At 74.1% G+C, this 18,975-nt stretch carries 18 protein-coding genes; 6 read left to right on the forward strand and 12 right to left on the reverse strand.

What is annotated here, in order from left to right; translation table 11 throughout:
* Window positions 1–51: 51 nt before the first annotated feature.
* From MicB006_RS05625 to MicB006_RS05645, 5 genes are all read left to right on the forward strand, one after another.
* Window positions 52–450, forward strand: coding sequence for a globin (locus tag MicB006_RS05625; RefSeq protein ID WP_225980655.1), 399 nt, complete (start codon window positions 52–54; stop codon window positions 448–450).
* A gap of 144 nt (window positions 451–594) precedes the next feature.
* Window positions 595–1,308 (forward strand): hypothetical protein, encoded by a 714-nt coding sequence (locus MicB006_RS05630; protein ID WP_116504307.1) that lies wholly within the window; start codon window positions 595–597, stop codon window positions 1,306–1,308.
* Between the two features lie 13 nt (window positions 1,309–1,321).
* Window positions 1,322–1,582: a hypothetical protein gene (locus tag MicB006_RS05635; protein ID WP_073830758.1), complete on the forward strand. Its 261-nt coding sequence runs from the start codon at window positions 1,322–1,324 to the stop codon at window positions 1,580–1,582.
* On the forward strand, window positions 1,579–1,986 hold the full coding sequence (locus tag MicB006_RS05640; RefSeq protein ID WP_030501892.1) for a hypothetical protein: 408 nt from the start codon (window positions 1,579–1,581) through the stop codon (window positions 1,984–1,986). The genes MicB006_RS05635 and MicB006_RS05640 overlap by 4 nt, the downstream gene beginning before the upstream one ends.
* 43 nt (window positions 1,987–2,029) lie before the next feature.
* Window positions 2,030–5,332, forward strand: a complete 3,303-nt coding sequence (locus MicB006_RS05645) for an AAA family ATPase (protein ID WP_116504309.1) — start codon at window positions 2,030–2,032, stop codon at window positions 5,330–5,332.
* Between the two features lie 56 nt (window positions 5,333–5,388).
* Here MicB006_RS05645 and MicB006_RS05650 read toward each other — a convergent pair whose 3' ends face one another.
* Together MicB006_RS05650 and MicB006_RS05655 are read right to left on the reverse strand one after the other, a co-directional pair.
* Entirely contained in the window at window positions 5,389–6,243 is an 855-nt protein-coding gene (locus tag MicB006_RS05650; protein WP_116504311.1) for an ABC transporter permease, read from the reverse strand.
* Window positions 6,240–7,253, reverse strand: a complete 1,014-nt coding sequence (locus MicB006_RS05655) for an ATP-binding cassette domain-containing protein (protein ID WP_116504312.1) — start codon at window positions 7,251–7,253, stop codon at window positions 6,240–6,242. Before MicB006_RS05655 ends, MicB006_RS05650 begins: the two co-directional genes overlap by 4 nt.
* A 353-nt stretch (window positions 7,254–7,606) precedes the next feature.
* On the opposite strand from MicB006_RS05655, the gene MicB006_RS05660 reads away from it, so the two are divergent.
* Window positions 7,607–9,148 carry a carboxypeptidase-like regulatory domain-containing protein gene (locus MicB006_RS05660; protein ID WP_152037824.1) on the forward strand — a complete coding sequence of 514 codons (1,542 nt, stop codon included), beginning with the start codon at window positions 7,607–7,609 and terminating at the stop codon, window positions 9,146–9,148.
* Between the two features lie 47 nt (window positions 9,149–9,195).
* Here MicB006_RS05660 and MicB006_RS05665 read toward each other — a convergent pair whose 3' ends face one another.
* The 10 genes from MicB006_RS05665 to MicB006_RS05710 all read right to left on the reverse strand — a co-directional run bounded on the left by MicB006_RS05665 (window position 9,196) and on the right by MicB006_RS05710 (window position 18,957).
* A complete protein-coding gene (locus MicB006_RS05665; RefSeq protein WP_116504316.1) occupies window positions 9,196–10,179 on the reverse strand; it encodes an aldo/keto reductase in 984 nt (327 codons plus the stop codon).
* 108 nt (window positions 10,180–10,287) lie between these two features.
* The gene (locus tag MicB006_RS05670; RefSeq protein ID WP_116504318.1) at window positions 10,288–11,142 is read right to left on the reverse strand and encodes an aldo/keto reductase; all 855 of its coding nucleotides are present in this window, start codon (window positions 11,140–11,142) and stop codon (window positions 10,288–10,290) included.
* A 114-nt stretch (window positions 11,143–11,256) separates the two neighbouring features.
* On the reverse strand, window positions 11,257–12,432 hold the full coding sequence (locus tag MicB006_RS05675) for an endonuclease (protein ID WP_116504320.1): 1,176 nt from the start codon (window positions 12,430–12,432) through the stop codon (window positions 11,257–11,259).
* Window positions 12,433–12,476: 44 nt separating this feature from the next.
* Window positions 12,477–13,016, reverse strand: a complete 540-nt coding sequence (locus tag MicB006_RS05680; protein WP_116504321.1) for a DUF1697 domain-containing protein — start codon at window positions 13,014–13,016, stop codon at window positions 12,477–12,479.
* Between the two features lie 37 nt (window positions 13,017–13,053).
* Window positions 13,054–13,809, reverse strand: a complete 756-nt coding sequence (locus MicB006_RS05685; protein ID WP_116504323.1) for an FkbM family methyltransferase — start codon at window positions 13,807–13,809, stop codon at window positions 13,054–13,056.
* 13 nt (window positions 13,810–13,822) lie between these two features.
* Window positions 13,823–15,610: a sulfatase gene (locus tag MicB006_RS05690; protein WP_116504325.1), complete on the reverse strand. Its 1,788-nt coding sequence runs from the start codon at window positions 15,608–15,610 to the stop codon at window positions 13,823–13,825.
* A complete protein-coding gene (locus tag MicB006_RS05695; RefSeq protein WP_225980656.1) occupies window positions 15,607–16,422 on the reverse strand; it encodes a CDP-alcohol phosphatidyltransferase family protein in 816 nt (271 codons plus the stop codon). The genes MicB006_RS05690 and MicB006_RS05695 overlap by 4 nt, the downstream gene beginning before the upstream one ends.
* A gap of 146 nt (window positions 16,423–16,568) precedes the next feature.
* Window positions 16,569–17,279 (reverse strand): hypothetical protein, encoded by a 711-nt coding sequence (locus tag MicB006_RS05700; protein ID WP_225980657.1) that lies wholly within the window; start codon window positions 17,277–17,279, stop codon window positions 16,569–16,571.
* Entirely contained in the window at window positions 17,276–18,061 is a 786-nt protein-coding gene (locus MicB006_RS05705) for an ABC transporter permease (RefSeq protein WP_116504327.1), read from the reverse strand. The genes MicB006_RS05700 and MicB006_RS05705 overlap by 4 nt, the downstream gene beginning before the upstream one ends.
* Window positions 18,058–18,957 carry an ABC transporter ATP-binding protein gene (locus MicB006_RS05710; protein ID WP_116504328.1) on the reverse strand — a complete coding sequence of 300 codons (900 nt, stop codon included), beginning with the start codon at window positions 18,955–18,957 and terminating at the stop codon, window positions 18,058–18,060. The genes MicB006_RS05705 and MicB006_RS05710 overlap by 4 nt, the downstream gene beginning before the upstream one ends.
* Window positions 18,958–18,975: the final 18 nt, after the last annotated feature.

The raw sequence follows: 18,975 nt of genomic DNA on the forward strand, positions 1-18,975 counted from the left end.
TATCAAGTGCCACGGTGAACTGACCGGGCTCGGCCATCCGTACCCCTGGTCGTGCGGACCACGGAGCTGGTGACCTGTCCCGGCGAGTCGCGCGACCGGCTCGGTCCGGTCGCCGTACGCGAGGCGGTGCACCGCTGGCTGCGGCTGATCGCGGCGGACGCGGAACTGGCCCCGTACCTGATCGGGGTCGACCGCCGCCGGCTCGCGGCGCTGCTCACCGCCCGGCTGGACACGGCGCTCGGCGGTGTGTGGCGCAGCGCCGGCGGCGCGTTCCCGGCCGGGACGCCGGACGGCCTGCCGGTCCTCGGTGGCGCGCGACGGCCGCCGTTGAGCGAGGAGCAGCGCTGGCGCGTCCTGGACTATCTGGCCGCCGCGCTCTGGACGCTCGACCTGCCGCCGGCGGCGCTCGTGAACGCCCAGCGGGCCGTCGCCGGACTGCTGCGCGCCTGACCGCGCCCGCGCGGCAGCACAGGAACGGTCATTCACGCCGCCGGGTATCCCCGGCATTCCTGTCAATCTCCCGTCACGCAGGGTGTTTTCCTGATCGCTTCCGGTCGATAACGTCGGTCCACTGCCGTCGACGAAGGGCCGACGATGAACGACAACGGACACCTGCTCGACCGTCGGCGACTGCTCGCCGGCGCGGCGGCAGCCTCGGCGGTCACAGTGACCGGCCTGGCCGTCGCCTCCACCCAAGCCGCCGCCGCGGCGGCGCCCGCCCGCCCCGCGACGCCGCTGCTCCCCCGGGACCGCATCGCCACCGCCGCGCTGCGCGCGCCCGACGGCTCCGCGCTCGCGGTCGGCGTCCAGACCGACTTCCACGCCCGGCTCGCCGCCTGGCTGGCCTTCTGGTCGGCGAACTCGCCGCCGGCCTGGAGTACGCCGGTGCAGGTGGTCGCCCGGATCGAGCCGGCCGGCGACGCGCTGGTGCTGCACGCGATCCGGCACCGCCGCGACGACGAGCTGCACGCCGGGTTCACCGCCGGCCGGCGCGACGCCACCCACCTGGCCACGCTGGCCAGCCTGCATCACCACTTCCCGAGCGTGCGGGTCCGGCCGGACGGCACGGTCCGGGTCGCCGACGGACCCGCCGGGTTCACCGGCGCCCCGGAACAGGTCGCCTTCGCGGTCGCGGCCTGCCGCGAACTGTGGGGCGACGCGGCGGCCACCGCCGGCCGCTGGGCGGAACACGCCGCCCGGGTGCTCGCCCGCGCCGGGCAACGCACCGACGCCGCCTCGCACGCCGGCTGGGCGGCCTTCACCCGCACCAGCCTGCGTCGTGGGCTGGGCACCGAATCGTACGAGTGACCGGAGGAAGCACATGGCCCGCAACGAGTTCCGCTTCGTGGTCGACGGTGTCGACCTGAGCGCCGAGCAGCAGACGCTGATCGCCGCGGAGATCCAGAAGGCCGGCCTGGCCGCGCTGCGTACCGCCGACGCGAGGCTGACCAACCCGCTGACCGTCGGCCACGGCAACATCAAGCTGCGTCCCGAGTGGTACGGCCTCTGGGTCATCGACGGCCCGTTCGCCCAGGACCTCGGGCAGAAGATCAACGACATCGGGTTCTGGATCCAGCGGTGACCGACGCCGCCCGGCCGGCCGGCGCGCCGGAGCGGATGTGCCCGAGCACCCCGGCGTCGAACGCCACGGTGTTCCTCGGCATGATCACTCCGGCGGGCCGGGTGGCCTACGTGACCCCGGCCGTACCGGCCGAGGTGGCACTCGCCGGGCTCGGCGACTCCGACGAGCCGGTCGAGGCGCGGGTCCGGCTCGCCGGTCCGTGCGTCACCTCGTCCTGCGGCTTCTGGACCGGCTCGCACTGCGGGCTGGGCGCCCGGATGGCCGCCTCGTACGCCGAGACCGCTCCGCCCGCCGAGGAGGCGCTGCCGAAGTGCGCCATCCGGCGCACCTGCCGGTGGTTCGCCGAACAGGGGCCGTCGGCGTGCCCGGCGTGCGCGCACGTGGTGACCGACGCGCGGACCTGATCGCCGTCATCTTGTCGGACCCCTCGACTAGCGTCGGGAGGTCATGGAGCCGCGGTTCGGCGAGGGAATCATCGGGCGGGAGCACCCCGCGGCACTGTTGCGCGCCGAGGTGGCCCGGCTGACCGCGGGCCACGGCGGCCTCGCCCTGGTCACCGGCGAGCCGGGCATCGGCAAGACCACACTGGTCTCGGCCGCCGCCGACGAGGCCCGGCGCCGCGGGGCGCTCGTGCTCGGCGCCGCGTGCTGGGACTCCGACACCGCACCCGACTACTGGCCCTGGGTCCAGGTGCTGCGCCGGCTGGCCCGGTCCGCCGGCGACCCGTCCGGCGCCCGGGAAGCAGTCGACGCCGGGCTGGCCGCCCTGCTCGGCGAGCGCCCCGCCGGGGAGGGCGACGAGCCGGGGGACGACGGTGACCCGGCGGGGGACGACGGCCGGGCCGAGTTCGACAGGCACGACGCGGTGACCGCGGCGCTTGTCGCCGTCGCGCACTACCGGCCGGTCGTGGTGGTCCTCGACGACCTGCACTGGGCCGACCCGGCGTCGGTCCGGCTGCTCCAGTTCGTCACCCGGCACACCTGGTTCGAACGGCTGCTGTTCGTCGGCACCTACCGGGACGCCGAGGTCGAGTCCGGCGAGCATCCGCTGCGACCGTTGCTGGTGCCGCTGAGCGCGAAGGCCACCACAGTCACGCTCACCGGTCTCGGCCGGGACGAGGTGGCCGCCCTGATGACCCGCACCGCCGGTCGCGAGCCCGGCGCCGACCTGGTCGCCGAGGTGCACAGGCGCACCGGCGGAAACCCGTTCTTCGTCGAGCAGACCGCCCGGCTCTGGCACACCGACGGCCTCACGGACACCATCGCGCCCGGCGTACGGGAGGTGGTGCGCCGCCGGCTCGACCAGCTGCCTGCCCCGGTGGTCGAGGCGCTCACCGTCGCCGCGGTGCTCGGCCACGAGTTCGACAGGGGGACGGTGGCGGCCTGCGTACCCGCGCCGGTCGCCCAGGTCGACCGCATGCTCGGCCGCGCCGCCGCGGCCCGGCTGGTGCTGCCCCGCGGCGGCGGGCGGTTCGTCTTCGTGCACGATCTGGTCCGCGAGACGCTCTACGACGGGCTCGCCGCGGACGCGCGGCGGGCCCGGCACGCGGGCGTCGTCCGGGCCGTCGACAGGTCCGACGCGCTCGCCGACGCGCTCAGCCCCGCCCACCTGGCCCGGCACGCGTGGCTGGCCGGCGCCGAGCTGGACCCGGTACGCGCCGGTGACCTGCTGGTCACAGCCGCGCGGGACGCGGCCGGCCGGCTCGCCGTGGACGAGTCGGTCCGGCACTACCGGCGCGCACTCGAGCTTCCCGGCGAGCCCGCCCCGCGGGTCCGGCTGCTGCTGGAACTGGCCGGGCTGCTGCACCACATCGGGCCGGCGGAGGAGGTCGAGCGGCTGCTGACCGAGGCCGCCGCGCTGGCCCGGCAGGCCGACGACCCCGGCGTGCTGACCCGGGTGGCGCTCACCGCGCACCGGCGGCACTCGGCCACCCGGCGCCGGCTCGACGTCGACGACCTGGTCCGCGAGGCGTACCGGCGGTTGATCGGCGAGCCGGATCCGGAGCGGTCGGTGCGCAGCCTGGTCACCGACCTGATCACCGCCACCGAGACGCTCGCCCGGCACGGCCGGGACGACGAGGCGCTCACGTTCAGCCTGTGGGCCCGCCACGACACCACCTGGGGGCTCGGCACCGCCGAGGAGCGCGCCCTGGTGACCGCCGAGATCCGGGAGGTGGCCCGCCGCGGCGACGACCGGGAAACCGAGCTGTGGGCCACCGCGCTGCGCTGGGTCGCGCTGCTGGAGCTGGGCGACCCGGGATACCGCCAGGAGCTGGCTGCGTTCGTGGCCGGCGCCCGGCAGGGCGAGGTCCCCCGGCAGCGGATGGCGGCCACCATGGACAGCGGCATCATCGCCGCGTTCCGGGGCGACCTCGCCACCGCCGAGGAGTGCTTCGCCGAGGTGGAGAGCCATCCCGAGCCGGAGCACTCCGACCACGCCTTCATGACGTACCACATCCGCTGGTCGGTGCTGCTTCTCTACGGCCGGGTCGCCGAGGCCGAGGCCCTGCTCGACAAGGTGGGCGCCGGCCATCCGCAGGCCGAGCTGCTCCGGGCGATCACCGCCGCCGAACGCGGCGACACGGACGCCGTACTGGGATTCACCGCCGGGATCGAGGCCGCCGGCGCCACGTACCCCCGGTCGGTGTCGCCGCTGTGGCTGCGGCTGCGGGCCCAGGCGGCAGCAGTGGACGGCGACCCGGACCGGTGCGCCGAGGCGCGAGCGGCGCTGACCCCGCACCGGGGGCGGTGGATGGCCGCGCTGTTCGGCTGCGACATCGCCGGCCCGGTCGACCTGTGGCTGGCCGCCGTGGACGCGGCCGACGGCAGGTGGGACGACGCGGTCGCCGGTTACACGGCGGCCCGGGACGCCGCCGACCGGCTGGGCGCCCGCCCCTGGTCGGTGCTGGCCCGGGCCGGGCTGGTGGCCGCGCTGACCGGGCGCGACGGGCCGGGCGACGCGGCCGAGGCGCGGCGGCTGCGCGCCGGGACGGTGGCCGAGGCGCGGGCGCTGGGCATGAGACAGGTGCCCGGCCGGTTGGTCCCCGCCCGGGCGGGCTCCCCGGCGGTGGCGGTCTCTCCGCTGGCTGCCGTCTTCCCGGCGGCGTCCGCCCCGTCCCCGGTGGCGCTCGCCTCGCGGGTGGCTGCCGCGTCCCCGTCCGTCGTCGTCCGTCCCCGCGTGGGGATCCGCGCGCCGGGGGCCGGGCGGCCGGAGTTCTGCCCGGACGGGCCGGTGTGGCGCCTCGGGTACGGCGGTGTGGTGGTGCACCTGCCCGACGCCAAAGGGCTGCACGACCTGCGGTTGCTGTTGAGCCGGCCCGGAACCGACGTGCCCGCGGTCGAGCTGCTCGACCCGGCCGCCGGCCCGGAACTTGTCGCCGCCCGCAGGCTCGGCGCCGATCCGGTGCTGGACGACGAGGCGAAGGCCCGCTACCGCCGGCATCTGCGGCGGCTCGACGACGAGATCGACCGGGCCGCCGTACGCCACGACGAGCGGCGGCTGTCCGCGCTGGACGCCGAGCGGACGGCGCTGCTCGACCAGTTGCGTACCGCGGCCGGGCTGGCCGGGCGCAGTCGCCGCCTCGGTGACCAGGCGGAACGGGCACGCAAGGCGGTGACCGGGCGGATCCGGGACACGCTGCGCCGCATCGACGAGCGGCATCCGGCGCTCGCCGCCCATCTGCGCGAGTCCGTCACCACCGGCGGCACCTGCCGCTACCTGCCGCCCGAACCGGTGTCCTGGCGGCTCTGACCGGCCGGTACGCCGGGGGCGGCGGGGTGCGGACCCCACCACCCCGGCGGACCGGGTCAGTGGCGGTTGTAGCGGTACATGGTCAGCGTGCCGAAGACGGCCACGAAACCGGCGCTCCAGAGCAGCAACCACATCGTGTTCGTGGCGTCCATCGAGCCGGCCATCGCCGCGCGGACCGAGGCGACCAGGTGGGTGATCGGGTTGACCTTGACGAATGCCTGCAACCAACCGGGCATGGTGGACGGTTCCACGAACACGTTGCTGAGGAACGTCAGCGGGAACAGCACCATCATGCTGACCCCCATCACCGACTTCTCGCTGCGCAGCACCAGGCCGAAGAACGTCCACACCCAGGAGAACGCGAACGAGAAGACCACGAGCAGCCCGATCCCGGCCAGCACCCCGAGCAGCCCGCCGTCGGGGCGGAAGCCGAGCACCAGGCCGACGGTGAGGATGACCACCGCGGCGAGCACGTAGCGCAGCACGTCCCCGAAGATCATCCCGACCAGTGCGGCCGGCCGCCAGACCGGCAGCGTACGGAACCGGTCGAAGACGCCCTTCTCGATGTCGTTGTTCAGCCCGACCCCGGTGTACATGGTGATCATCACGACGCTCGTGACCATGATGCCGGGCAGGAAGAACTGCAGGTACGCACGCGGGCTGTCGGCGAGCGCGCCACCGAACAGGTACGTGAACATCAGCACCATGATGATCGGGAACGCGGTCACGTCGAACAGCTGCTCCGGCACGTGCTTGATCTTCAGCAGGGCCCGCCAGCCGAACGTCAGCGACGCGGCGAGCGGACCCGGCCGGGCCGGCCGTTCGGCCGGGGCGAGCACAGTGGCGAGCGCCTCGGCGGACGGGACGTAGACGGACGGCGGGCGCCCGGTGGTGATAGCGGTGTCGCTCATCGCGCCGCCTCCAGCTCGTCGTCCCGCTCGTCCGTCGGGACGGCCGGGTGGTCGGTCAGGGCCAGGAAGACCTCGTCCAGGCTGGGCTGGCCGAGGGAGAAGTCGTCCACCACGATGCCGGCGCCGGCCAGCTCACCGAGCGCACGGGCGGCCTGCGCGCTCGCCTCCAGGTCGGTGCCGTCCTCGCCCACCCGGGCGGTCAACGCCACCGGATCCGTGTCGAGCTGCACCGGTACGCCCAGCGCCGCCCGCAGCACCTGCTCGGCCTGGGGGCGCTGCCCCGGATCGCGCAGCCGGATGTGGACGCTGCCGGAGCCGACCGACGACTTCAACTCGCCCGGGGTGCCCTCCGCGATCACCCGGCCGTGGTCGACCACCGCGATCCGCCCGGCGAGCTGGTCCGCCTCGTCCAGGTACTGCGTGGTCAGCAGCACTGTGGTGCCGTACGCCACCACCGCCCGCACGATCGCCCACACCTGGTTGCGGCTGCGCGGGTCCAGCCCGGTGGTCGGCTCGTCCAGGAACAGCAGATCGGGGGTGTTGAGGATGCTCGCGGCGATGTCGATGCGCCGCCGCATCCCGCCGGAGTACTTCTTCACCTGCCGCCCGGCGGCCTCGGTCAGCCCGAAGGCGGCGAGCAGTTGGTCGGCGCGGTTCCGGGCGCCCGCCCGGCTCAACCCGAGCAGCCGGGCCAGCAGCATCAGGTTCTCCGCGCCGGTCAGGTCCTCGTCCAGCGAGGCGTACTGGCCGGTCAGGCTCACCCGGGAGCGGACCGCGTCGGCGTCGCGTACGACGTCGTGGCCGAAGACCCGGGCCGTGCCGCCGTCGGGGCGCAGCAGCGTCGCCAGCACCCGTACGGCTGTGGTCTTGCCGGCGCCGTTGGGGCCCAGCACCCCGTACACGGTGCCGGCGGGCACCCGCAGGTCCAGCCCGTCGAGCGCTCGCGTCGTACCGAAGGACCGGACCAGGCCGTCGGCCTCGACGGCCAGGCCGGTGTTCCGGTTACTCATGGATTGTTACCTCTCTCGTCGGTGTCTCGACAGGCGTACGGGCGTGCCGCCAGACCGATCGCCTGTTTCAACGAGGCCGGGGAGCTGTGGTGTTGTGCCGGCCTCACCCCTTAGGTGCCAGACGGTCCGCCAGATCCGATCTGGCGGTGGCGACTCCCGGCCGACGGCGGCCGGTACGGGAGAAAGGCGGGGTTATGACCGTTCCCGCAGCAGTCCGCCGGATGACCGGTCGCGGACAGTGCGCGATCGATCTTCTGCCATATGCTGCGCCGGCATCCGACGCACGGGGGGCGTGTCCTGGTTGTGGTGACGCGGACGCCTCTTGAGCGCATTGAAACCGAGAGGGGTCCACCGTGTCCATCGTCCGAAGAGTGCTCGGCGCACTCGCCGTGGCGGCCCTGGCCGTCACCGCCGCACCCACCGCCGCCGGTGCGGCGGCGGATCCGGCAGGCGTGCTCCACCTGACCGTCACCAGCCCCGACGGCAGCCCGGCCGCCGGTAACGTCGCCGTGACGGCCGCCGACAGCAGCTACGACAAGGACCTCCTGCCGCTGGACGAGTCCGGGCAGCTCAGCGTGGAGGTGCCGGCCGGCGACTACAAGGTCGCTGTCACCCCGGTGTACGGCGACGGCCAGGACGACGAGGTGCTCAGGCAGTGGGTGCCGGGCCGCACCAGCTGGGCGCAGGCCGGAACGGTCCGGGTGTCCGCGGGGGACACTACGGAGGTCTCCGAGCGCCTGCTCCTGCCCAGCGGGTCGACCCTGCGGGCGCGCGACGCGGTCACCGGCGCCGCGGTCGACGGGCTGTGCGTGTTCCTCGACCCCCGGCGCAATCCGTGCGGCGACACCCAGGTGACCGTCCCGCCGCTGATCCCCGGCCCGCAGGAGGTGTGGGTCTACACCCGGGACGACACCCACCTGCCCCGCTACGCCACGGTGAACGTCCTCGCCGACGGCAGCGGCACCGCCGTGGTCGTCCTGACCCCGGCCGCGAACGTGGTCTCCCGGGTGGTCGACGCGGCGACCGGCGCGCCCGTCGCCGGGGCCTGTGTGACGCCGGCACCCGCCGGTACCGGCGAGCTCCCCGACAACCCGGGACGGTACTGCTCCGACGCCTCCGGGAACGTCCGCGTCGGCCTGGTCGCGGCCGGCTCCTGGAACCTGTTCGCCCGCCCCGCCGGCGGATCGGCGTACGGCGCGCAGTGGGTCGGCGCGACCGGCGGCACCGGCGACGCGAAGCAGGCCCGGGTGGTCACGCTCCGCGCCGGGCAGACGGTCACCGTCCCCGCGATCCGGCTCGACCGTGCCGGCGTCGTCACCGGCACCGTGACCAGCGCGGCCACCGGTACGCCGGCGACCTCCGGCACCGTGACGCTCGCGCCCGAGTCGGGCTTCTTCCCGGATTGGGGAGTGGAACTGGACGCGCAGGGCCGCTACCGCATCGACTGGCTCGGCCCGTACGGCTGGCCGCTGCTGTTCGCCACCGCCGACAACGCCACCCAGTGGTCCGGCGGGTTCGCCCTGCGGGGCAAGGCCGAGCCGGTCACCGTCCGGACCGGCGCCACCACTGTCTACAACCTCGCCCTGCGCCGGGGTGTCCTGGTCACCGGCCGGCTCGTCGACCCGGAGGGCCGCCCGGTGGTCGCGGAGCTGACGGTGCGCAACGCGCGTACCCGTGAGGTCATCGGCCGGACGTCCGACCGCGACGGCGAGTACGCGCTGCGCGTGCTCGGCCCCCAGCCGGTAACAGTGGCCTGGCTCTGGACGCCGCCGTTCGTCAGCTACGCCGGCTGGTACGACGGCGCGGCCCGGGCGGCGGACGCCACCGAGGTGACCCTGCCGGGCACCGGCAGCCTGCGGCTGGACGTCCGGGTGAGCCGATTCCCGGCGAGCTGAGCGACACCTCCGGGCCGGGTGGCGCGCCGCCACCCGGCCCGGGCGGGTCACCCGGCCGTGTCCAGCCGGGTCCGCTGCTCCGGGGTCAGCTCCAGGTCGACAGCGCCCAGGCTCTCCTCCAGCTGCGCCACGGAGGAGAAGCCGACGAGCGGGACGGCCGGGATGTCGCCGCCCATCAGCCAGGCCAGCACCACCTGGTTGACCGTGGCCCCGGTCTCGGCGGCCACCGCCCGCAACGCCTCCAGCCGGGCCGGGGTGGCGGGTACCGCGTACTCCTCACCGAGCCGTTCCGGCCTGACGTACGCGCCCTTGAGCAGCGGCGAGTACGCGACCAGCGTGAGCTGCGGCTCGGCCCGCAGGTAGCTGAGCAGGTCCGGGCCGACCCAGCCGACGTCGCCGTCCCGGTCCAGCTCGCTCGGCACGTCCAGACGCCGGGGCAGGTAGCTGCGGTGGTACTGCAGCACCTCGTACCCGGGCAACCCGGCCGCGGCGGCGAGCGCCCGCGCCCGCTCCACCCGCCAGGCGCGGTGGTTGCTGGCGCCCAGCAGCCCGACAGTGCCCTCGGCGACCAGCTCGGCGAAGCCCTCCACGGTCTCCCGCAGCGCAACCGTGTGGTCCTCGATGTGGGCGTAGAGGAGATCGATCCGGTCGAGCCCGAGCCGCTCCCGGCTGCGTTCGGCGGACTCGCGGATCACCTTCGCCGACAGCCCTTCGGGGTTGTCCACATAGCTGGTGCCCGGGGCGAGCGGCCGGGCACCGAGCTTCGTGGCGAAGACCACCTCGTCGCCGACCCCGCGGCTGCGCCGCCAGCGGCCGAGCAGTTCCTCGCTCTCGCCACCCTGGCCCCCGTTCTGCCAGAAGGCATAGTTGTCCGAGGTGTCGATGAACGTGCCGCCGGCCTCGACGTAGCGGTCGAGGATGGCGTACGAGGTGGCCTCGTCGGTGGCGGTGCCGAAGAGCATCGCGCCGAGGCTGAGCACGCTGACCTTGCGGCGCGTCGCAGGGTCGGTGCCGATGGTGCGGTAGCGCATGGATTTCCTCCCCGTCGGAGCTTTGCCGGTCACCCTGCCCCTTCGAGTGCGCGCGAAGTCAAACGTCGAAGGGCCCCGGTTCCCCGGGGCCCTTCGGTGTGCGGCGGTTCAGCTCGGGATGTAGTCGAACTCGTCCGGGTTCGGGCCCGTCCGGCCGGCCTCGCCCCGGTCCAGCGAGGTGAGCCGCTCCATCGCGGTGTCGTCGAGCGTGAAGTCGAAGATCGCGAAGTTCTCCTCGATCCGCTTCGGGGTGGTCGACTTCGGGAACACGATGTCGCCACGCTGGACGTGCCAGCGCAGCACCACCTGCGCCGGGGTCCGGCCGACCTGCTCGGCCACGTCGACGACAGTCGGGTCGTCGAGCACCGCGCCCTGCGCGATCGGCGACCACGCCTCGGTGAGGATGCCGTGCGCCTTGTCGTACGCCCGCACCTCCTCGTTGCCGAGGTAGGGGTGCGCCTCGATCTGGTTGACCGCCGGCACCACGTCGGCCTCGGCGGCCAGCCGCTCCAGGTGCGCGACCTGGAAGTTCGACACGCCGATCGACCGTACGGTGCCCTCGCGCCGCAGGTCTTCGAGCACCTTCCAGGTGGAGACGAAGTCGCCGTCGTAGCGGGTGGGCAGCGGCCAGTGGATGAGGAACAGGTCGAGGTAGTCGAACTTCAGTTCCCGCAGCGTCTGCTCGAACGCCTTGCGGGCGTCGTCCGGGCGGTGGAAGCCGTTGTTCAGCTTGCTGGTCACGAAGACCTCGCCGCGGTCCAGCCCGGAGGCGCGCAGCGCCTGGCCCACCTCGGCCTCGTTGCCGTACATCTGGGCGGTGTCGATGTGCCGGTAGCCGACCTCCAGCGCGGTGCCGACCGCCCGGGCGGTGTCCTTCGGCTCGATCTGGAAGACGCCGAAGCCGAGCTGTGGGATGGAGTTTCCGTCGTTGAGTGCGATGTCCGGAACGCTGTTGGGGGCCATGAGAGTCTCATCTCCGATCGTGCGGTGCCGGGGCGCGTCCGTGCCGACCGCCCCGGCCGTGCCAACCGGATGTCTCTACCCGCTCGCCACGCTTCCTCACATCGAGGACGAGCGTCAACCCCAGATCGACCGGGCCCACTCCGGGTGGTCGACGAACGGGTTGCGGTTGCCCTGCCAGCGTTCGTGGATCCGCTGGTTGCGTCGCTGCTCGAAGGCGTCCGGCGGGTCCTGGTCGTTCCAGGCCAGCAGCTTCGACAGCCGTCCGAGCCGGGGCGCGGAGCCGTTGGAGACCGAGTCGTTCGGTTCCAGGTCCGGCCAGCCGTCGCCGCCCTCGTACCGGATCGCCATGTAGAGGATCATCCGGGCCACGTCGCCCTTTACCGCGTCGCGCGGCTCGAACGAGTCGGCGTCGGTGTAGCAGCCGGGCGCCTCGGCGACCGTGCCGCCGCCCGCGTCGAAGTCCTTGTTGCCGCGCAGCGAGTTGACCGACACGTCCTCCGGCCGCAGGTGGTGCACGTCGGTGCCGGGGCCGGTGGCGGTGCCGAAGTCGCCGTGCGACTTGGCCCAGACGTGCTCCCGGTTCCAGTCGTTCGCGCCGCCGCCGTTGCTGGTCTTGCTCTGTGACCGTCCGCTGTAGAGCAGGATCACGTTGGCCGGGTTGGCCGGGTCCTGATCGGTGTCCTTGAGCGCGTCCCACACCTGGTCGTAGCTGAGCTTCGTCTGCACCCGGATGATGCCGTGCAGCGCGCTGCGCAGCGCCGGCCCGGTCTTGCCGGCCGCGGCCGCGTAGTAGGCGTCGGGCGTGCCGGTCGGCGCCGGGGTCGCGGTGGGGGAAGGGCTCGGCGTGGCGCCGCCGCCGAGGACCATGGCTGTCGGGTTCTTCAGCCCGCCGTGACTGAAGTACGCGGTCAGCGCGCCGGTCGCGGTCACCTGCCGCCCGCGTAGCGACGGGTTGCTGAGCAGCCCGAAGGTGCTCCGCCAGGCGGCCGTGACCTGCACGTACAGCATCCGGGTCGTGCCGGTCTCGCCGGCCTGGTCGGCGATGGCGATCGCGGTGTCCGCGGTGAAGCCGGACCTGAGCACCGTGTTGGTGGCGGTGGGCTGGCCGATGACGTAGCCGGTCACGGTGGCGGTCCGGCCGTCCTGGGCGGCGAGCGCCTGCGCGACGGTCAGTGTGGTCGCGGCCGAGGCGGCGCCGGTGACCCCGAGCGGGATCGCGACCGCGACGGCGAGCACGACCGCCGCGACCAGCCGCCCGGGTCGCGAGCGGGTGACGCGCTTCATATTCATTACCGGCAATGTTAGGTGCTGCCGGCCGGTTTGAGGAGAGGCGCTCAGGCGGCGGTCAGGTCGCGCAGGGCCAGCACCGACCGCAAGTTGCGGGCCGTCGCCACCACACCCAGCTTCTTCTCCAGGTACGCGGCGGTGAACTTCGTCCGCCCGTAGCCGCCGGCCGGGAAGTGCAGGTGCGCCTCCCGGCCGATCACCTCGTACTCCATCGTCTCGCCCGGCGGCACTGCCAGCTCGCGGACCCGCGCGGCGGCCGGCGCGGCCGACAGGAACACCACGAGCACCCGCGTGTGGTCGTCCTGCCGGCCCGCGTACGGGCTGGCGGCGGCCACCGCGGCCAGTTCGTCCCCGTCGCGGACCAGCACCGGCACCCGCAGGCCGAGTTCGTCGGCGAGCCGGTTCGCGATGCCCTCGGCAAGCGTCTCGGCCCGGGCCGGCGGGCTGGTGAAGACCACGTTGCCGCTCTGCAGGTACGTCTTGACGTCGGTGTGTCCGAGGTCGGTGACCACGCGGCGCAGGTCGGCCATGGCCAGCTTGTTGACCCCGACGTTGACGGCCCGCAGCAGGGCGGCGTACCTGGCCATCGGCCCTCCTCGACTCGTGCTCGGGGCCGACCCTATGTCAGGACGCCGACAGCCGGGCGTAGACGTCGCCGGAGCGACCGGCGGGACGGTACGTCTCCAGCAGGCGCACCAGCCCGGCCGCGTCGAGCCAGCTGTCGCTCGCGAAACGCATGGTCTCCACCGGCGAGTAGTTGTAGCGGTAGCCGCCCGCGGACGCGCCGAGCCGTTCCACCAGTTCCAGCGCCTCCAGCGCGGCGTCGTGCGCCGGTGGCAGGTACTCGAAGGACAGCCCGCGCACCGGGTGGGTGAGCCCGGACAGCACGTCGACCTCGAAGCCCTCGACGTCGACCTTGCAGAACGCCGGTACGCCGTGCCGCGCGACCAGGTCGTCGAGCGTCACCACCGGCACCTCGATCGACCGGTCCCAGCGGACCCCGGCGAAGCTCGGGTCGGCGGTGACCGACTCGATCCAGGACGACGACATGGTGGACACCGTCGGCGTCGCCGACGACAGCTCCAGGCGCGCGCTCCCGGACCGCGCCCCGACCGCCGTCGGCTCGATCACCACGTCGGCGTCCCGCCCGAAGCCCAGGCGCAGCACCCGCAGGCAGTCGGGCTGCGGCTCCACCGCGACCACCCGAGCGCCCAGCCGCCGCCAGGTGCGAACCCGGCCGCCGACGTGGGCGCCGATGTCGAAGGCGAGGTCGCCGGGGGAGAGGAACTGTCCGTAGAGCTGCCGGGCACGCCGGTGCTTGGCCGGCTGACCGTGGTAGACCGCCAGGGAGCGGGTGATTCCCCAGGCCCGCGCGAGCATCGTCACGACATCCCTAACTGTGAGTGGTGGACTGCGGTCCGAACGCCCGCAGGAACCGGTCCCGGAACGACTCCATCGGCCAGACCGGGGCCTGCGGGTCGGGGTTGAGCCCGTCCTGCCAGCCCCATCCGGCGATGCGGTCGAGCACGGCCGGGTCCTTCGCGACGACTGTGATCGGCACGTCCTTGCCGGCGCCGTCGCCGGTGATCGCGCGGGCGGGTTGGTGGTCGCCGAGGAACACCAGCACCAGGTTCTCGTCACCGTACCGCTGCACGTAGGAGATGAGCGTGCGCAGCGAGTACACGACGGCCTGCCGGTACGCCTCCCGCGTGCCCTCCGCCGAGCGGTCGGCGCGCGCCGTCCCCTTGTACACCGAGCCGTCGCCGATGTCGTCCCAGTCGACAAGGGGCGGCACCGGCGTCCACGGCAGGTGACTGGAGAGCAGCGGGATCTCGGCCATCACGGGGGTGCGCCCGGGGCCGCGCTCGCGGCGCTGGAACGCCGACAGCGTGTACTGGTCCGGTGGCGAGGAGAAGCTGAACAGCGGTCCCCGGTAGCCGAGTTCCTTAGCGCCGTACAGCGTGTCGGGCTCGAAGAAGGCCGCTTCCGGCCAGGCCCGGTTGAGCGCCGGCATGACGAGCGAGGTCCGCCAGCCGGCGCGCTTGAACGCGCCGTTGAGGGTCATGTGGTCGCTGCGTACCAGGTTGGTGTAGCGCAACTGGTTGTCGGTGCGGATGCCGCTCATCAGCGTGGCGTGCGCGAGCCAGCTTCCACCGCCGGTGGTGGACGAGGTGAGGAACGCGCTGCGGCTGCCGTAGCCGGCCGCGCGCAACTGCCGGGTCCCCTCGTCGAGGACGGCGTCCACCTCCGGGGCGAGGTCCGGGTCTTCCAGCGCGACCCGGCCGTAGCTCTCCACGAACGTGAACAGGACGTCCTTGCCGCGCAGCGCGGTGAGCATCTGCTCACCCGGCACGTCCCGGAACGGGTCACCGGCGAGCTGCGTGTTCAGGGTCTCCTTGTCGTTCAGGCCCGCCCGCACCTGCCGGGCGCGGTCGAAGACGTCGGCGGCCACGGTGTCCGCGGCGACCGGGACGCCGGGCACGATCTGCGCGCCGAGCACGGCGCAGACCACCCAGGCGGCGGCGAGCGCGGTGACGGCGCGCGTGGTCACCCGGCGGTGGGTAGCCGCAGCGCGGGCCAGCCGCCGCGCCGACAGCGTCACCAGCACCGGTACGGCGAGCGCCGCGACCACGGCCAGGGCGATCGCGCCCACCTCGGCGGCCCCGCCGTACGACTCGGACAGGAACTCCGCGCCCGCGCCGAGGAACGTCCAGTCGGCGATCAGGTCGAAGCGCCGGTCGAGCACCATCGAGAACCCGAGATCGGTGACCTTGAGCACCAGGATCAGGCCGAGCAGCGCGCCGAGCAGCGTGGCCACCACCCGGCGCGGGCGTGCCGGCAGGACCAGCAGCAGGGCGACGGCGAGCAGCCCTTCCACCGGGATGCGGAGCAGCGCGCCGAAGGTGAGCCGGTTGACCTCGTTCGGCGCGACCAGGGCCACCAGCACGAGCACGCCGGCCAGCGCGGTGACCGTCGCGCCGAGCAGCCGCCGGGTTCGCCTCGCGCCGACGGCACTCTCACCCGGGTCGCTCGTGTCGCTGTCGGTTGCGGCGCCGTTCGGGGTGCGCTCGCCGCTCTCGGCCGGGGCGTCGGCGGAGGCGCTGTCCGGTGTGCTGTCGCCCGTGGGCGCGGTGCCGGCCGGGACGTCGTCGCCGTCGGCCGGCCGGGACAGGTCGGTCACCGGCGCCGCCCGCCGACCTCGGCGGGCTGGCGCACGATCCGCGTGCCCGACGTCCACTCGGACCCGTGGCCCGCCGGTGCGGGGGAGACCGGCGCGGCCGGCAGCACCCGCGGCGCCGGCCGTACCCGGTGCCGCCACAGCCAGCCGACGTCGCGTCCGAACGACTCGACCAGCAGAGCGAGCGCGCCGATCACCACCGCGAGGGCCAGCGGCCGGGGCAGGACGCCCGCCGCCACCACAGTCAGCGCGATGCCCTGGGTGGCGGCGACCACCTTGCGCCAGTAGCGCGGCGGCAGCGAGCCGCGCATCCACGGCAGCACCCAGCCGGCGGCGACGAAGACGTACCGCATCGCGCCGATCACCAGCACCCAGGCGCCGACCTGGTCGGCGACGTAGCCGCAGAGGACCAGGACGAGGAAGGAGTCGACCTCCATGTCGAACCGGGCGCCGAGCGCGCTGGTCGTGCCGGTACGCCGGGCCACCTGCCCGTCGACCCAGTCCAGGGAGAGCGCCACGGCGGCCAGCACGACCAGCACCGGCACCACGATCGGCCCGCGGAACGAGTCGACTGTCAACGCGGCCACCCCGCCGGTGAGCGTCGCCCGGGTGAGCGTCACCCAGTCGGCCGGCCCGAGCCGGTCCGCGCCCGAGCGGCGCAGCCCGTATCCGAGCGCCGCGACCGTCACCACCCCGAAGAGCAGACCGGCCAGCCAGCCGTACGCGCTCAGGCCGACAGTGCCGGCCAGGGCCGCCAGTACGCCGACCTGGAGTATCGCCCCCGCGAATGGATCAGTTCGAACTGCGGACACCATGCCTCCGAGGTAGACGTCACTTACCACACCTGTGTACGGAGAACATGCCCGAACGGTTCGTTCTGATGCCGGAAACGCGCCAGCGATGTGCCTTGTCACGTCCGTCGGCGGTGCTCAGCGGGAATCATGCGCCGAAACGGAGGCCGTCACCGCGACGGCGGTCCGGGGACGAGCCGCCAGTACTGCCGCTTCCGCTCGTCGCGGACCACGACGCCGAGCCGGGCCAGCTCCCCGTGCAGCTCCCGGGTCTCGGCGTCGTGGCCGCCGTCGAGCGCCCGCTGCCGGGCGCGCAGCAGGGCGTCCGCGCCCGGCGGCAGGTCGGGTAGTCCTTCGACCCACCTCCGGTACGCGTCCCGGTGCGGGTCCTGCCCGGTCCACGGCCAGCCCTGCCGGGTGAACGCCGCGCGCAGCCGCTCGGCGTCCAGGTCGGACTTCTCCCGGGCCAGCTCGCCACCGGCGCTGTCCAGCAGCACCAGCGCCGCACCGTCGACGAACACACCGGCCACGTCGGCGCGGGCCACGTCCCGGCCGTGTCCGTCGCGGTGCAGCCGTACCGTGCGGTGCCCGACCGTGACGGTCAGCCGCTCGCGGACCGCCACCAGCGCCACGAACAGGCCGCCGAGCAGGCCCACCCCGGCCCCGATCGGGTACGCCCGCTCGTCCGGCCATCCGTCGAGCAGCTCGAACAGGCCCTGGAACGGGAACCAGGGCAGCCCGGCGATCCAGCCGGACAGCGCGGTCAGCCCGGCGCCCAGTCCCGCCCCGAGCAGCGGGAACCCCGCCCACATCAGCACCAGCTCGCCGCGCCCGCCGTCGACCACGACGTCCTCACCGAGCCCCCGGGCTGCCACGGTCACGACACCTCCCGGCGCAGCGTGCGGACCAGACCGGCGACCAGCGGCAGGAGCACCCAGACGGCCAGCGAGACGCCGAGCCGGCCCCACTGCTCGCCGGTCATCGCGGCGCCGAGCAGCGGCTCCATCGTGTACGAGGTGTCGAGCCAGCGGGCCGGCGCACGCAGCGCGGAGATCATCGCGGCGAGCAGGCTCCACACCGTGGGCAGCAGCAGATAGGTGACGATCGCCAGCGGCGTGTTCAGCAGCAGCAGGCCGAAGGCGGCGCCCATCAGCACGCTCGCCACCTGGAACACGGCCGCGTGCGGCAGCAGTTGCCAGTCGAACGTCCAGGCCCCCGCCCCGCCGGTGGCGCGGGCGGCGAGCGTGCCGACCGCGGCGACCGCGAGGCTGACCAGCACCGACGCGAGCGCGGCGAGCACCGCAGCGGCGAGCTTGGCGACGATCACCCGCTCCCGGCGGGGCACCAGCGCGAACGTGGTGAGCGCGGTGCGCTGCGACCACTCGCCGGTGATGGAGAGGATGCCGAGCACCGGCAGCAGCAGGCCGACCGGCAGCAGCGACGGGGTGAAGAAGGCGGTGAACGTCTGGTCCGGCGCGTCGAGGACGAACAACTGCACCACCACGATCACGGCGGCGATCAGCCCGATCGCGATCAGCAGCCATCGCCCGGCCCGGGTGTCGGCGAGCTTGCGCAGCTCCACGGCGGTCAGCCGGGCGAGCGAGGGGCCGGCGGCGACCGCTTCGTGCAGCGCCGGGGCGGCGGGAACGGCTGTGGTGGTCATCGGACTGCCTCCTTGGTCGACGCGCCGGCGGTGAGGGTGAGGAAGAGCTGTTCCAGGCCGCCGCTGCCGGCCGGGCGCAGCTCGGTGAGGACCAGTCCGGCGTCCGCCGCGGCCTGCCCCACCTCGCCCGGCTCGGCCCGGACGACGAAGCCGCCGTCGGTGCCAGCGGACGCGGGCAGCGCGGCCCGGTCCAGCGTCAGGCGCAGGGCGTGCGGGTCGCGGGCGCGTACCAGCGTGCCGGCGCCCGCGAGCAGCTCGTCCTTGCCGCCCTGGGCGACCACCCGGCCGCCGCCGATCACCACCAGCCGGTCGGCCACCGCCTCCACCTCGCGCAGCAGGTGCGAGGAGAGCAGCACCGTGCCGCCCCGGTCGGCGAAGTCGCGCAGCAGGCCGCGCATCCAGAAGATCCCCTCCGGGTCGAGGCCGTTCGCCGGCTCGTCCAGGATCAGGACCCGGGGGTCGCCCAGCAGCGCCAGCGCCAGGCCGAGCCGCTGCCGCATGCCCAGGGAGTACGCGCCGACGCGGCGCCGGGCGGCGGTGTCGTTCAGCCCGACCCGGTCGAGAGCCGCCGCCACCCGCCCCCGGTCCACGCCCATGGTGCGGGCGGCGAGCGTGAGCGCCTCCCGTCCGGTGCGCCCGGCGTGCTGCGCGGACGCGTCGAGCAGCACGCCGATCTCCCGCCCCGGGTTGGGCAGGTCGCGGTACGGGCGGCCGGCGACAGTGGCGGCACCCGAGGTGGGCGGCGTCAGCCCGCAGATCATCCGCATCGTGGTGGACTTCCCGGCCCCGTTCGGCCCGAGGAAACCGGTCACCGAGCCCGGTTCGCACCGGAACGTGACGTCCTCGACGGCGGTGTGCGGGCCGTACCGCTTGGTGAGGTGGTCGACTTCGATCATGCCGTCGAGCCTGCCGGG

Source organism: Micromonospora sp. B006 (genome assembly GCF_003408515.1).
Lineage (GTDB): Bacteria > Actinomycetota > Actinomycetes > Mycobacteriales > Micromonosporaceae > Micromonospora > Micromonospora echinospora_A.